Source organism: Microbacterium soli, from assembly GCF_039539005.1.
GTDB classification, from domain to species: Bacteria; Actinomycetota; Actinomycetes; order Actinomycetales; family Microbacteriaceae; genus Microbacterium; species Microbacterium soli.
Genome location: NZ_BAABCP010000001.1, coordinates 2,227,775 through 2,241,558, shown reverse-complemented (window position 1 = coordinate 2,241,558; position 13,784 = coordinate 2,227,775). Strand labels below are relative to the sequence as shown.

The window sequence follows — 13,784 nt, the reverse complement described above, 5'->3', positions numbered from 1 at the left end:
CACGACAAAATGATATGCAGGCCATCAACGGTCTGTCAACCATCCGACACGGCGGATGGGAAGTGCCTGAGAGGCGCGACCACCCCTCGGAATCGGACGTGAGGGGTCGCCGAACGGCCGTCCCGGCGGTCACGGCGGAAGAGCCCGCACCCGACGCCCGGGACGGCCGGTCGGCGACCGTCCGTCAGCCCGCCGCAGGCAAGCGGTCGAGGATCGCACGCTCGCCGAGCAGACCCTCGTCCTCCACGAGCGGACCGCCCAGCACATCGACGCCGCGCTCGAGCGACCCGTTCTCGACCTGATGCACGAGAGCCACGACCCTCTCGTTCACCGCAGTGCTCACGGCCGAGGTCCGCCCCTTGGCGACGACGAATCCATTGAGATGATCGACCTCGGTCCTCCGTCCGCGCAGAACGTCCTGGAGCATCGACGACTTGACGCTCGGCAACGCCGTGAACAGCCTCTCGAACTCCTGCGCCGCCCGTTCAGCCGCCTCCGAACCGGGTTCGGCGAGGAATCCGGCGACGTCGGATCCCAGGAGCACGGGGTCCAGGGTCATGCCCTCGGCGAGAGCCACCCGGATGGCCTCCCGCGCGAGCGCGAATGCGACGGAGCGAGCGACCGGATGCCCTGCGATGCGGTTGGCCTCAAGGCCCGTCAGCGCACCCAGAGCGTTGAACATGCAGTTGCGGACCAGCTTCGTCCACAACTGGCCCATGATGTTGTCCGTCCAGGTCGTCGGCAGCGACTGCGAAAGACGCTCGGCGAGTGCGCGGATGCGGGGGGTGTCACGCCCGTCGAGCTCTCCGATGACGAGTCGGCGCTTCGCCATCCGTGCCGCTGCATGACCGGGCGCGATGATCGCGGAGTCGCCCGTCACCATCGCACCGATCGTGCGCTCCGCACCGACGACGCCGGCGATGGCTTCCTCGTTCATCCCGTTCTGCACGGACACCACCGCGGACTCCGGCCCCAGCCTGTGCACGATCTTTCGCAAGACGCCTTCGGTGTCGGTCGACTTGACACTCAGCAGGACGATGTCCGGCGTCTCCTCGACGGCATCCAGGGCATCGAACTCGACGGCCCTGCTGCGCACGGTGACCGTCTCATCGTGGTAGTCGACCCGCAGTCCGTCAGCGTTGATCGCGTCGACGTGCTCCTTCCATCCGTCCACCAGCACGACGTCCTCGTACTGTGCGAGCCTCGCGCCGACCATGCAGCCGATCGCACCGGCTCCGACAACCCATATCGTCATCATGAACCTCCCTTCACCGGGGCCGGGACGCATGCTCCGATTCTCTGAGCGCACCAGGATCGAGGACCGCAGGCGCTCTGGGTCGGATGCTCCACCGCTCGCATCCCGGCCTACTTGGCGAACACGCCGGCGTAGTCGAACTCGAATGACTCCGGCTGTATGTCCGGATGGACCCGGCAATCCAGGACGATGGGGCCGGAGAGCGGCTCGCGCAGCCGATCCGCGACGACCTCGATGTCTCCACGCGAACGGATGGTGTATCCCTCCGCGCCCATCGCCACCGCCAGCTCCGCCAGGGACGGCGTGGGAAGGCGGACGAAGTCATCGGATTCCCCGAGGAGGTTGAGGTGCTGGGCCTCGGCTCCCCATGCTTCGTCGTTGCTGACGACGACGACGATGGGAAGCCGATGCCGGATGGCGGTGTCGAGATCTCCCAGCGCCATCATCAGCCCGCCGTCGCCGACCTCGAGCACGGTGAGATCTCGGACGCGGGCGAACGCGGCTCCGACGGCGGCGCCCATCCCGAGCCCGATCGCGAGCGAGTCGACGGGGAAGATGAAGTCCTCCGGGCGTTCGACCTGCAGGAACGAGCACGCGTTGTGCAGGTGCAGTCCCGCGTCGACGACGAGCGTGCGGGCGGAGGGGAGAACCCTGTCCAGTTCGACCATCAGCGTGCGCGGATCGATGAACTCGTCGGTGCTCTGATCGGTGAACTCGGCGGCAGGGTCGAACTCCGCCAGCTGCGCGGCGATCTCAGCGCTGCGATAGCCCTCACGACGCCCACCCCGCGACAGGACGGCGGTGGTGAGCGCCTCGGCAGTCAGACCCGCATCCCCGACCACCCCCATGGCGGGCACGAGGTACTTGCCCAGCGCGGCCTCGTTGATGTCGACATGCACGATCTGGGCATCCTTGGCGAACACGGACTGGCCGTAAGTCGTGAACGGGTTCAACGACGCACCGAACGCGATGACGCAGTCAGCGCGTGCGATCAGTCCGCTGCCCACGGACGTCGACAGCGTGCCGCAGACGCCGACGTTGAACGGGTCGCCCGCGAACGAGGAGCGGGCGGGCAGGCTGGTCGCCAGCAGCGCTCCCGTCGCCTCAGCGAATCGGCGGATGGCGGGAATGGCCCCCGAGCGAACGGCGCCCTTTCCTGCGATGACCAAGGGGCGTCGCGCTGTGAACCCGCTCGTCAAGAGCTCGGCGATCATCTCGACATCGTCGGGCGACGGGGCGGCGGCCTCTGCCTGCGCGTCGTACGCGGGCAGCTCCTGCTGCTCGACCGCTTCCGCCGAGAAGATGTCGCTGGGGAAGGCCAGCGCGACCGTCCGGCCGGCACGCGCACGAGTCAAGGCAGCTCGGATCTCGGCGTGCGCCGCCTCTCCCGACGCGGGTCGCACGTAGTCCACGAACACGGACTCACAGGCGACCCTGGTGTTGATCCCCTTCAGTTCCATCAACGCCTCAGAGCTCGGCCCCGTCGCCGCATCCGCCTTCAGCAGATCACCGGTGACGACCACCACGCCGCTCCGCGCTCGCGCGGCGCACGCCATACCCCCGATGGCGTTCGACAGCCCGGCGCCCTGTGCGACCAGAGCCACGCCGATGCGGCCCGTCGCCCGCCAATACCCGTCGGCCATCATGACCGCCTGCGTCTCGTGCCGTGCACCGACGAAAGTGATGCCCACCTCTGCGAGCTCGGCGCAGAAGCGCAAGGACTCCTTGCCGGGGATGCCGAAGACGAAAGCAGCACCCGCCTCAGCAAGTTCACGTGCGAGCAGTTTGGCGACAAGCATAAGAACACCTCCGTGTGTCCAGTCCGCGGATCAGCAACCTTTCATATGTGGTTGCCATATGAGCAACATAGTTGCTCATATGTCCTCAGAATAGACCAGAACATGACGAGCGTCGAGTCGCACGCCGTCCTCACACCCCGTGATGCACTCGTCGAAGACGCCCGTCACCCCCACGGGCATCCCGGGGCATGCGGACGACTCGGCACCTTCAGCGGCTCACTCCAGGAGCACCGAAAGCTCCAGCCAGCGCTCCTCCAGGCTCGCGGCCTCGTCCTCGATCGCGGCGATCTTCGCCATCTCGTCTCCGAGCAGCTGATAGTCGGACTGATCCAGATCGGCGAGCCCCGTGCGGGCTTCGGCCGCCTGCTGCCGCAGGCGATGCGCGCGCCGCTCGAGGGAGGCGAGCTCCTTCTCGGCCGCGCGCTGTTCAGCCCCGGAGAACACGGAAGACGGCTTCCGATCCGGAGTTCGCACGGATGGTGCAGGCACAGCATCCTGCACCGCCCGCAGCTTCAGGTACTCGTCCACGCCGCCGGGCAGATGCCGCAGCCTGCCCGCACCGCCGGGCCCCGGAAGGATCGCGTACTGCTGATCCGTCACGCGCTCCAGGAAGTACCGGTCGTGCGACACCACCAGCAGCGTGCCGGGCCAGGAGTCCAGCAGGTCCTCGATCGCAGCCAGCATGTCGGTGTCCATGTCATTGGTCGGCTCGTCGAGGATGAGCACGTTCGGCTGATCCAGCAGCACGAGCAGCAGCTGCAGGCGGCGCTGCTGGCCGCCGGAGAGCTCCTTCACGCGCGTGGACAGCTGGGCGGAGCTGAACCCGAGCCGCTCCAGCAGCTGTCCCGGGGTGAGCTCGGTCGCCGTGGAGCCGGACCCGAACGTGTACGAGGTGCGCAATCCGCCGATGACGGTGCGCACCGGGTCGTCCCAGTGCGCCTCGAGCTCGTCGATGCGCTGGGTGAGCGTGCGCACCTGCACGGTCTTGCCGCGCTTGACCCGTCCTGCCGTGGGCTGCACGGTCCCCGCGACCAGCCCGAGCAGCGTCGACTTGCCCGCGCCGTTGACGCCCAGGATGCCGGTGCGCTCCCCCGGCGCGATGCGCCACTCGACGTCCTCGAGCACGGCCCGCCCGTCGTAGGAGACCCCGGCGTCGAGCAGGTCGACGACGTCCTTGCCGAGTCGGGAGACCGCCAGGGACCGCAGCGAGACGGAGTCGCGGATCGGCGGCACATCCGCGATGAGCGCGTTGGCCGCATCGATGCGGAACTTGGGCTTGCTCGTGCGGGCCGGCGCGCCACGGCGCAGCCACGCGAGCTCCTTGCGGGCGAGGTTCTGCCGCTTGGCCTCCGCGGCCGCGGCCATCCTGTCGCGCTCCACGCGCTGGAGGATGTATGCCGCGTAGCCGCCCTCGAAGGGTTCGACGGTCCTGTCGTGCACCTCCCAGGTCGTGGTGCAGACCTCGTCGAGGAACCAGCGGTCGTGCGTGACGACCAGCAGCGCGCCCGCGGTGCGGGCCCACCGCGTCTTCAGATGGCCCGCCAGCCAGGTGATGGCCTCGACATCGAGATGGTTGGTCGGCTCATCCAGCACCAGCACGTCCCAGTCCCCGGTGAGCAGACTCGCGAGAGCCACCCGGCGGCGCTGCCCTCCCGACAGGGCTGCCACGGATGCGTCCCAGTCGAGGTCTGCGACCAGCCCTGCGATGACGTCGCGCGCTCTCGCGTCTCCCGCCCATTCGTGCTCGGGGGCGTCACCGACCACCGCCCTGCCGACGGTGAGGGAGTCGTCGAGCGCGTCGGCCTGGTCGAGCACGCCGATGGTCGTCCCGCCGCGCACGGTCACCCGCCCGGCATCCGGCTCACGGCGCCCCGCCAGCATCCCCAGCAGGCTCGACTTGCCGTCGCCGTTGCGACCGACGATGCCGATGCGATCCCCCTCCTCCACACCGAGGGTGACCGAGTCGAAGACGACGCGCGTGGGGTACTCGAGATGGAGCGCTTCGGCGCCGAGAAGATGTGCCATGTCGGGTTCCAGCGTAGTCGCTGCGCACTCTCCCGATGGGCACTGCTTAGAGTGGTGACGTGGTTCATGACTTCCCCTGCGGCACCCGCGTCCTCGACTTCGTCGGCACGCTGGAGGCGCGCCGAGACGGCACCGTCGAGAGACTGAACTCCCCCGACGACCTGGATGCCTGGTTCCTCGAATCCGGCCTGCTCACACGAGCGGCCGGGCCCTCCGACGCGGAGGTCGCAGTGGCCGTCGAGCTGCGCGAGGCGATCTACGCCCTCATGCGTTCGCTCATGCACGGCGAGACACCGCCGACGGATGCCGTCGACACCGTCAACACGGCCGCCGCGAGCGCCTCCGTGACCATGACGCTGCACGAGAACGGCATCCGCCGCACGGGCGACACGCGACAGGCCCTGTCGGCACTCGCCCGGGAGGCGATCGAGATCGCCGGCGGGAACGAGGCCGCGTTGCTGCGCGAATGCGCTCGCCCGGGGTGCACGCAGGTGTATCTGGATCATTCCCGCGGCCACCGACGCGAGTGGTGCTCCATGGCCACCTGCGGGAGCCGGATGAAGGCGAAGGCCTACCGCGAGCGCAAGAAGGCCGCCAGATAGCTCCGCGCGGATCGTCTCGACCGTATCGTCACCAGCTTGACAGGTGACGTATTTTCCTCGTACTCTGTCACCATTCGAACCGGTGATGTACCGGTCGTGAACAGAGAGAAGAAGATCATGGACCTCAAGCTCGAGATCGCCGTCATCCCCGTCGCGGACGTCGACCGTGCGAAGGACTTCTACACCGGACTCGGCTTCCGCCTGGACGCCGACTTCTCGACCGACCGCGGACTGCGCGTGGTGCAGGTCACTCCTCCGGGCTCCGAGGCATCGATCATCTTCGGCGACGGGCTCACCGACGCCGAGCCCGGGTCCTCGACGGGCCTGCACCTCGTCACAGCGGACCTCGACGCCACCCGTCGCGAACTCATCGCCGCGGGTGCCGTGGTGAGTGAACTGTGGCACGACGCCGACGGCGTCTTCCACTGGGCCGGCGAGACCAACCGCGTCGCGGGCCCGCATCCCGACGTCGACAGCTACGGCACCTTCGCGTCGTTCTCCGACCCCGACGGCAACGAGTGGACGATCCAGCAGGTCGTCACCCGCGCCCCCGGGCGCTGAACCGTCGCCGATCCCCGACATCAGGAGAACCCATGAACAGCAGGGAGACCGACGTCATCGTCATCGGCGCGGGTCCTGTCGGCGAGAACGTCGCCGACAGGACCGTGCAGGGCGGACTGGAGACCATCATCATCGAAGCCGAACTGGTCGGCGGCGAGTGCTCGTACTGGGCCTGCGATCCGTCCAAGGCCCTGCTGCGTCCGGGCCACGCCCTGGAGGCCGCCCTCGCCGTGCCCGGCGCGGCGGAAGCCGTGACCGGGCGACTCGACGCCGCGGCGGCATTCGCGAGACGCGATGTCATCACCGACGGCTGGTCCGACGCCGGCCAGGTCGCCTGGCTGGACAGCGCGGGCATCGAGCTCATCCGCGGACACGGCCGCCTCAGCGGCGTGCGCGAGGTGACGGTGACGGATGCCGAGGGCGAGCAGACCGTGATCACGGCCCGCCACGCCGTGGCCGTCGCGACCGGCTCGGTCGCCGTCCGACCCGACATCCCCGGCCTGGCCGAGGCGCGCGCGTGGTCCAGCCGCGAGGCCACGAGCGCGCACGAGGTGCCGGACAGCCTCGCCATCATCGGCGGAGGCGTGGTCGCCGCCGAGATGGCCACCGCGTTCGCGAGCTTCGGCAGCGCGGTGACGGTCATCGCCCGGCACGGACTGCTCGGCGGACTGGAACCGTTCGCCGGGGAGCGCCTCGTGGAGGGGCTGCGCGAGCACGGCGTCACCGTGCACACCGACACGTCCACCGAGCGCGTGGATCGCGACGAGCACGGCGTCTCGATCACGACCAGCACGGGAGTCATCACCGCCGCGGAGCTGCTCGTGGCCACCGGGCGGGGGCCGTCGACGCAGGACCTCGGGCTGGAGAACATCGGGCTGGAACCCGGCGCCTGGCTGGACGTCGACGACACGCTGCGCGTGCACGGATTCGACTGGCTCTACGGCGTGGGCGATGTGAACCACCGGGCACTGCTCACCCACCAGGGCAAGTATCAGGCCAGGGCCGCGGGCGACGTGATCACCGCGCGTGCCGCCGGCTCCGCGGTGTCGGACGAGGCATGGGGGACGCACGTCGCCACCGCCGACCACGCGGCCGTGCCGCAGGTGGTCTTCACCTCGCCGGAGATCGCCGCCGTCGGCCTCACCGCACGCGAGGCCGAGCAGTCCGGCCTGCGCACCCGCGTCGTGGACTACGACCTCGGGCTCCTCGCCGGGTCCTTCCTGCACCGCCCCGGATATCAAGGACGGGCGCGTGCGGTGATCGACGAGGCCAGGCGGGTGATCGTGGGAGTGACGTTCGTCGGACCCGACGTCGCGGAGCTGGTGCAGGCGGCGACCATGGCCGTGGTGGGCGAGATCCCCCTGGACCGGCTGTGGCACGCCGTGCCCGCCTTCCCCACGATGAGCGAGGTCTGGCTGCGTCTCCTCGAGGCGTACGGTCGGCCCTGAGGAGACGGACATCGGGCACTCAGAACTGGATGCCGCGGGTCAGTGCGCCGTCGATGAGGAAGTTGGAGCCGCTCACACGGCTCGCCAGCGGACTCGAGACGAACACGACCCCCGCGGCGATCTCCTCCGGGGTGCCCATCCTCCCTGTGGGGTTGAGCCCCATCGCGAACTCGAAGAGCGCGGGATCGCCTCCCTCGATGCCCTCCCAGACGCCTCCGGGGAAGTAGGTGTTGCCCGGTGAGACCGTGTTCACCCGGATGTTCTTGTCGGCGACCTGGAGCGCCACCCCGGCCATGAAGCCGATGATGGCCGTCTTCATGGTCCCGTATGGGCCAGAGGCGAAGTCCGCCTCTCGCCCGGACACGCTGGAGATGGCGACCACGGAGCGCACAGTGCTGCGCTCCAGATGCGGGAGGACCGCCTTGACGAGATTCACCGTCCCCATCAGATCCACCCGGAAGGACGTCTCCCAGTTCTCCTCGGTGTCGGGGATGGCCAGAGCGCTGACATTCGCCACGGCCATGTCGATCCCGCCGAAATCCGCCGCGGTGCTCTCCACCCAGGCGCGCAGGGCTGCGGCATCCGCCACGTCCAGGGCGGTGCCCGCGGCCTTCACGCCCGTCTCGCGCAGCTCGGCCTCCACTGTCGCGACGCTCTCGGCATCACGTGCGCAGAAGGCGACGTTCGCCCCTTCCTCCGCGAACAGCTGCGCGGTGGCGCGCCCGATGCCTCGGGTCGCCCCGGTGATCATGGCGGTCTTCCCCTTGAGCTGCAGATCCATGTGCTCCTCCTCGAGTCCCGGATCCCGCCGTGCTAGCGGGCCTCCGCTGCTGCTTCGCGAAGCCGCCGATGCATGCCGTCGAAGGCCTCGCTCGACGGCAGGAGCGACTTGCGCACCTTCACGACGACGCTGTAGTTGGCGTCCACGACGTTGGCGATGGGTGCCAGCGCGATCTGGGTGAGCAGCTGGTAGGCGTCCATCCGATGCAGCCCGAACATCTCGCCCAGCCAGTCCACCATCTCCACCTGCGCGATCCGCCAGGAGTCCTCCATGGGCCGGGACGATCCCACCACCATCCAGTGATCGTCCGTCTCCAGCCGCGGCCAGGCCGGTGCCGACCCCTTGATGAGTTCGACGATGATGACGGAGTCCATGGCGCCCTCCACGGCCGTGCCGCAGGCCTCCCCCTCGCCCTGACGGTAATGCCCGTCGCCGATGGAGAACATCGCGCCCTCGACGTTGACACCCAGGTACGCGGTCGTGCCGACCTTCATCTCCGGGGTGTCCATGTTCCCACCGAACCGCTCCGGGACGAGGCTCGTGCGCACCTCCCCGGCTGCCGGGGCGACACCGACCGTGCCCAGCATGCACTCGATGGGGAGCGCGATCTCCAGATCGCCGAATCGGGACTGGAACCCGACGGTCTGCCGCGCGCTGTCCACCTCGTAGATCCACGTCGCGGACGGGAGCGCCTCCTGCAGCAGTGCCGTGCGATCGGTCCCGGTCAGCCCTCCGAAGAACGGGATGGTCGTGGAGGCGCCGAAGCCGCGCGCGGGGGTGAGATCGACGATGTGCAGCGCGAGGGTGTCCCCCGGCTCGGCCCCCTCGACGTAGAACGGCCCGGTCTGCGGGTTCACGTACCTCATGTCGAGCCTGTCGGGCAGATCGGATGTGGACCGCAGCGCGAAGTTGAAGGCGTCCTCCGACCACAGTCTCAGCACGGTTCCCGGGGTGATGCGCAGGGCGGGCTCCGCCCCGCCGAACGTGTAGACGTACTGCGATCGCTCGGGCTTGAACCGGATGTCCTGCATGGGATGCCTCCTCGAGCAGACGCCATGTGATCCGGATTCTATGGGCCCGGCAGGTGGTTGTCCACAGCACCGCCGCGAACCCGCTGCGACCTGTCCACCCCGCGGGGGTCCGGGCTCAGTCGACCACGCGTGCGCCCGGCACCGGGCCGTGCACGTGCAGCGCGTCACGGCCGGACGCCCGCAGCTCGTCCCGCAGCGCACCGGCGGCCTCCGGGCCGCCGCACAGGAACGCCGTGGTCGGACCCGACCCCGAAACGATCCCGGTGAGCGCCCCCATCCGCACGCCGTCGGCCAGCACCAGCTCGATGTCGGCGCGGTCCAGCACCGCGGCGGCCTCGAGGTCGTTCATCATGACCGGCGCCAGCTCCTCCGCGGACCCCGACCGCAGCGCCTGCAGCACCGCGACGGGGACCTCCAGCAGCTCCAGCGCATCATCGGCCAGGGAATCGCCGTGCGCTCGGAGACCGTCGAGCCGTCGGTACATCTCGGGGGTCGACAGCCCCCGACCGCCCAGGACGAGCACCCAGTCGAAGCGTCCACGGGCCAGTGCGGGCGTGAGCACGTCGCCGCGTCCCGTGCCGACGGCGGTTCCACCGTGCAGGGCGAAGGGCACATCGGCTCCCAGTCGCGCGGCCAGCTCATGCAGACCGCGCGAACCGATCCCCGTGCCCCACAGCGCGTCGCACGCCACGAGGGCCGCAGCGGCGTCGGCCGAGCCGCCGCCCATGCCGCCCGCCACCGGAACGCCCTTGCGGATGTCCAGGTGCACGCCGTCGCGAACCCCGGTCTCCGCCGCCAGCAGCTTCGCGGCGCGCAGGGCCAGATTCCGATCGTCCAGCGGCACGCCCGACACGTCCACCTCGCCCGACACCTCCAGCGAGAACCCGTCGGACGGCGACGCGTGCACGTCCTCGTACAGCGAGACGGCTTGGAAGACCGTGGCGAGGGAGTGATAGCCGTCGCCGCGGAGGGCCCCCACACCGAGGTAGACGTTGATCTTCCCCGGCGCGCGCACGTGCACGGCATCCGTTCGGCGTGCCATGCTCATGCGCTGCCCCTCGTCCGTCTCACAGCTCGGAGCAGACCGACCGCAGGTCGACGTCCACTCCGCGCGCGATCGCGTCGATGGCGGTGGACTCCGCGGCGACATACGGCCGGCGCGTGTCGGGAACGGGAGGGCGGATGCGTTCGGTCACCGTGCCAGGTTAGTCCAGCTCGACGTCGGATCAGCCCACCCGCTCGGACGCAGCCAGGGCGACCCTGTGGTAATCGTCGACCGTGAGGTCCTCTCCGCGGGCGGTCGGCGCCACGCCGGCGGAGTCCAGGACGACGGATGCCGCGGCAGAGCCGCCGAACACGCCCGACAGCGCCTGCCGGAGCATCTTGCGACGCTGGTTGAACGCGGCGTCCACGATCTCGAAGGTGCGCCGGCGCTCGTCGTCGCCACCGCGCGGCTCGGGGTCGCGGTGGAAGCCGACCAGCAGGCTGTCGACGTTCGGCACCGGCCAGAACACCTGGCGCGACACCGTGCCGCGCAGCTGCCAGGGTCCGTACCAGGCGGCCTTCACGCTGGGCGCGCCGTACACCTTGGATCCGGGCTCCGCCGCCAGGCGCTCGGCGACCTCCGCCTGCACCATCACGACGCCCCGCTGCAGCCGGGGGAAGGTCTCCAGCAGGTGCAGCAGCACCGGAACGGAGACGTTGTAGGGCAGGTTGGCCACCAGCACGGTCGGGTCGCCGGGGAGTTCCGTGATGCGCAGCGCGTCGGCGTCCACGACGGTGAGCGCGCCGTCGGGCGCGCCGCGCTCGGCGGCGGTGCGCGCGAGCCTCGCGGCGAGGCGATGGTCGATCTCCACGGCCGTCACCGCGGCCGCGGCCTCCAGGATCGCGAGCGTGAGCGATCCGAGGCCCGGACCGATCTCCACGACTCGCTCGCCCGCCCGCACGTCGGCGGCCTGCACGATCTTGCGGACCGTGTTGGCGTCGACGACGAAGTTCTGCCCGAGCTTCTTCGTGGGGGTCACATCGAGCTCGGCGGCGAGGCGGCGGATCTCGGTGGCGCCGAGCAGGGTGACGGTCATGCGTCCATTCTCGCGCACGTCGGCACTCGCCCTTAGGATCGAGCGAGTGACCGGACTGGGAGAGCTCATCGCACCGCGCCGGCTCGGGCGCGACTTCCGCTGGCTCATGTCGGCGGCGTGGACGAGCAACATCGGCGACGGCATCGCCCTGGCGGCCTCTCCCCTGCTGATCGCCTCGATGACCTCGTCGCCGGTGCTGGTGGCCTCCGGAGCCATGCTGCAGTTCCTGCCGTGGCTGCTGTTCGGCCTGCACGCCGGCGCGATCGCGGATCGCGTGGAGCGGCGGATGCTGGTGATGCTCGCGCACGGCATCCGCGCGGTGATCGTGCTGGCGCTCGTGGCGTTCCTCATGACGGGCACGGCGAACATCGTCATCGTGCTGGTCGTGTCCTTCCTCTACGGCACGGCGGAGGTGTTCGCCGACACCACCAGCAGCACGCTGCTGCCGATGATGGTCAGGCCCACGGACCTGGGCGTGGGCAACGCCCGACTTCAGGCGGGGTTCCTCGTCGCCAACCAGCTGGCGGGGCCGCCGCTGGGGGCGTTCCTCTTCGCGATCGGGACGTTCTGGCCGTTCCTCGCCCAGGTGCTGGCGGTGTCGGTTGCCCTGGTGCTGGTGTCGCGGATCGCACGACAGCCGGTGCCCTCGCGGGGAGACGACGCGTCGCGGTCGGAGGGCCCGGGGCGCACGCACGTCCGGCACGACATCGCGGAGGGCGTGCGCTGGGCCTGGCACAACAAGCCGGTGCGCACACTGATCATCATCATCCTGGCGTTCAACGTCACATGGGCCGCACCCTGGGGCATCCTCGTCCTCTACGCCACCGAGCATCTGCAGATGGGGCCGGTGGGCTTCGGCGCGCTCACCACGGCATCCGCTCTGGGCGGCCTCGCCGCGACGATGTGCTTCGGGTGGCTCGAGCGGCACGTGTCGTTCGCAACACTCATGAAGGTGTGCCTGTCGCTGGAGGTGCTCATGCATCTCGCCTTCGCCCTGACCACCGACGGCGCCGTCGCCCTGGGGATCATGGTCGGGTTCGGCGCCTACTCGTTCGTGTGGGGCACGATCTCCACGACCGTGCGGCAGCGACTCGTCCCCCACGAGCTGCAGGGCCGGGTCGGGTCGGTCAACATGGTCGGGGTGTTCGGCGGCATGGTCATCGGGCAGGCGCTCGGCGGCGTGATCGCGCAGGTGTGGGGACTGACGGCGCCGTGGTGGTTCGCCTTCGCCGGCGCCGCGCTCACGCTGCTGCTGATGTGGCGGCAGATCTCGCACATCGCCGCGGCGAAGCCGGTGCTCGAGGAGGAGCCTCAGTCGAACGAGCCGTAGACGGCGACGGTGTTGGCCGCCAGCCGCGCGCACAGCTCGTCGACGTCCAAGCCGAGCTCAGCGGCCATGAACCGCACCGTCAACGGCACGAGGTAGGGCGCGTTGGGCCGGCCGCGCAGCGGGACGGGCGTGAGGAACGGCGCATCCGTCTCGACGAGGATGCGCTCCAGCGGCGCCACGTGCAGGGCGTCACGCAGGTTCTGCGCGTTCTTGAACGTGACGTTGCCGGCGAAGGACAGCCAGTATCCGGCATCCGCCGCCACTCGCGCCATGGCGTCGTCGCCGGAGAAGCAGTGGAACACGGTGCGCTCGGGCGCGCCGACGCGGGCGAGGGTCTCCAGCACGTCGTCGTGCGCATCGCGATCGTGGATCTGCATCGCGATGCCGTGCTTCTTCGCCAGCGCGATGTGCGCCTCGAAGGACTCGTGCTGGGCGGGGCGGCCGGCTTCTCCGGTGCGGAAGTAGTCCAGTCCGGTCTCGCCGATCGCCCGGGTGCGCGGGTGCGCGGCGAGCGCGTCGATCACCGCGATCGCCTCGTCCAGGCGGCCCTCCTGCTTGTAGATCGGAGCGTCGTTGGGGTGGATCGCGACGGCCGCGAGCACGCGCGGGTCGGAGGCCGCCGCCTCCACCGCCCAGCGGGAGGACTCGACGTCGCCGGACGCCTGCACGACGCCGGCGATCCCGACGGCCCCGGCGCGGTCGAGCTGCTCGCGCAAGCTCAGCGGCTCCACGCCATCGGTGATCTCCAGGTGGCAGTGGTTGTCGTACACCGGGATCGTGAGGGGCTCCGGCGAGGCCGGGTAGCTCAGATCCCTGCGCCCCTTCGTGGAGCGCTCGCGCACATAGGTCTCCGCCATGCTGCTCGCCCGGC

Annotated in this window: 13 protein-coding genes; 4 read left to right on the top strand and 9 right to left on the bottom strand. The window is 69.9% G+C overall.

Going from position 1 to position 13,784, the window contains the following annotated elements; translation table 11 throughout:
* Positions 1-184: 184 nt before the first annotated feature.
* From ABD770_RS10545 to ABD770_RS10535, 3 genes are all read right to left on the bottom strand, one after another.
* Positions 185-1,258, bottom strand: a complete 1,074-nt coding sequence (locus tag ABD770_RS10545; protein WP_344819513.1) for a ketopantoate reductase family protein — start codon at positions 1,256-1,258, stop codon at positions 185-187.
* A 107-nt stretch (positions 1,259-1,365) separates the two neighbouring features.
* Positions 1,366-3,054 (bottom strand): thiamine pyrophosphate-binding protein, encoded by a 1,689-nt coding sequence (locus ABD770_RS10540; RefSeq protein ID WP_344819512.1) that lies wholly within the window; start codon positions 3,052-3,054, stop codon positions 1,366-1,368.
* A gap of 216 nt (positions 3,055-3,270) precedes the next feature.
* Positions 3,271-5,079, bottom strand: coding sequence for an ABC-F family ATP-binding cassette domain-containing protein (locus tag ABD770_RS10535; protein WP_344819511.1), 1,809 nt, complete (start codon positions 5,077-5,079; stop codon positions 3,271-3,273).
* A 59-nt stretch (positions 5,080-5,138) separates the two neighbouring features.
* On the opposite strand from ABD770_RS10535, the gene ABD770_RS10530 reads away from it, so the two are divergent.
* From ABD770_RS10530 to ABD770_RS10520, 3 genes are all read left to right on the top strand, one after another.
* Positions 5,139-5,681, top strand: coding sequence for a CGNR zinc finger domain-containing protein (locus ABD770_RS10530; protein WP_344819510.1), 543 nt, complete (start codon positions 5,139-5,141; stop codon positions 5,679-5,681).
* Positions 5,682-5,798: 117 nt separating this feature from the next.
* The gene (locus ABD770_RS10525; protein WP_344819509.1) at positions 5,799-6,242 is read left to right on the top strand and encodes a VOC family protein; all 444 of its coding nucleotides are present in this window, start codon (positions 5,799-5,801) and stop codon (positions 6,240-6,242) included.
* Between the two features lie 32 nt (positions 6,243-6,274).
* The gene (locus tag ABD770_RS10520) at positions 6,275-7,690 is read left to right on the top strand and encodes a dihydrolipoyl dehydrogenase family protein (protein ID WP_344819508.1); all 1,416 of its coding nucleotides are present in this window, start codon (positions 6,275-6,277) and stop codon (positions 7,688-7,690) included.
* 19 nt (positions 7,691-7,709) lie between these two features.
* Here ABD770_RS10520 and ABD770_RS10515 read toward each other — a convergent pair whose 3' ends face one another.
* From ABD770_RS10515 to rsmA, 5 genes are all read right to left on the bottom strand, one after another.
* A complete protein-coding gene (locus ABD770_RS10515) occupies positions 7,710-8,471 on the bottom strand; it encodes an SDR family NAD(P)-dependent oxidoreductase (protein ID WP_344819507.1) in 762 nt (253 codons plus the stop codon).
* Between the two features lie 32 nt (positions 8,472-8,503).
* A complete protein-coding gene (locus ABD770_RS10510; protein ID WP_344819506.1) occupies positions 8,504-9,502 on the bottom strand; it encodes an acetamidase/formamidase family protein in 999 nt (332 codons plus the stop codon).
* 115 nt (positions 9,503-9,617) lie between these two features.
* Complete coding sequence (locus ABD770_RS10505) at positions 9,618-10,550, bottom strand: 4-(cytidine 5'-diphospho)-2-C-methyl-D-erythritol kinase (protein ID WP_344819505.1); 933 nt, start codon at positions 10,548-10,550, stop codon at positions 9,618-9,620.
* Between the two features lie 19 nt (positions 10,551-10,569).
* Entirely contained in the window at positions 10,570-10,698 is a 129-nt protein-coding gene (locus ABD770_RS10500) for a hypothetical protein (protein ID WP_344819504.1), read from the bottom strand.
* A gap of 30 nt (positions 10,699-10,728) precedes the next feature.
* Positions 10,729-11,583 carry a 16S rRNA (adenine(1518)-N(6)/adenine(1519)-N(6))-dimethyltransferase RsmA gene (gene rsmA, locus ABD770_RS10495; protein WP_344819503.1) on the bottom strand — a complete coding sequence of 285 codons (855 nt, stop codon included), beginning with the start codon at positions 11,581-11,583 and terminating at the stop codon, positions 10,729-10,731.
* Positions 11,584-11,629: 46 nt separating this feature from the next.
* On the opposite strand from rsmA, the gene ABD770_RS10490 reads away from it, so the two are divergent.
* Positions 11,630-12,913: an MFS transporter gene (locus ABD770_RS10490; protein ID WP_344819502.1), complete on the top strand. Its 1,284-nt coding sequence runs from the start codon at positions 11,630-11,632 to the stop codon at positions 12,911-12,913.
* Here the strand turns inward: ABD770_RS10490 and ABD770_RS10485 are convergent.
* Positions 12,895-13,770 carry a TatD family hydrolase gene (locus tag ABD770_RS10485; RefSeq protein WP_344819501.1) on the bottom strand — a complete coding sequence of 292 codons (876 nt, stop codon included), beginning with the start codon at positions 13,768-13,770 and terminating at the stop codon, positions 12,895-12,897. The two genes, ABD770_RS10490 and ABD770_RS10485, sit on opposite strands and share 19 nt — an antisense overlap.
* Positions 13,771-13,784 lie beyond the last annotated feature (14 nt).

What these genes read in the sequence shown, in the direction of transcription:
- ABD770_RS10510 (WP_344819506.1), bottom strand. Translation starts at nt 9,502, where the DNA reads ATGCAGGACATCCGGTTCAAGCCCGAGCGATCGCAGTACGTCTACACG.
- ABD770_RS10525 (WP_344819509.1), top strand. Translation starts at nt 5,799, where the DNA reads ATGGACCTCAAGCTCGAGATCGCCGTCATCCCCGTCGCGGACGTCGAC.
- ABD770_RS10520 (WP_344819508.1), top strand. Translation starts at nt 6,275, where the DNA reads ATGAACAGCAGGGAGACCGACGTCATCGTCATCGGCGCGGGTCCTGTC.
- ABD770_RS10545 (WP_344819513.1), bottom strand. Translation starts at nt 1,258, where the DNA reads ATGATGACGATATGGGTTGTCGGAGCCGGTGCGATCGGCTGCATGGTC.
- ABD770_RS10485 (WP_344819501.1), bottom strand. Translation starts at nt 13,770, where the DNA reads ATGGCGGAGACCTATGTGCGCGAGCGCTCCACGAAGGGGCGCAGGGAT.
- ABD770_RS10515 (WP_344819507.1), bottom strand. Translation starts at nt 8,471, where the DNA reads ATGGATCTGCAGCTCAAGGGGAAGACCGCCATGATCACCGGGGCGACC.
- ABD770_RS10505 (WP_344819505.1), bottom strand. Translation starts at nt 10,550, where the DNA reads ATGAGCATGGCACGCCGAACGGATGCCGTGCACGTGCGCGCGCCGGGG.
- ABD770_RS10535 (WP_344819511.1), bottom strand. Translation starts at nt 5,079, where the DNA reads ATGGCACATCTTCTCGGCGCCGAAGCGCTCCATCTCGAGTACCCCACG.
- ABD770_RS10540 (WP_344819512.1), bottom strand. Translation starts at nt 3,054, where the DNA reads ATGCTTGTCGCCAAACTGCTCGCACGTGAACTTGCTGAGGCGGGTGCT.
- rsmA (WP_344819503.1), bottom strand. Translation starts at nt 11,583, where the DNA reads ATGACCGTCACCCTGCTCGGCGCCACCGAGATCCGCCGCCTCGCCGCC.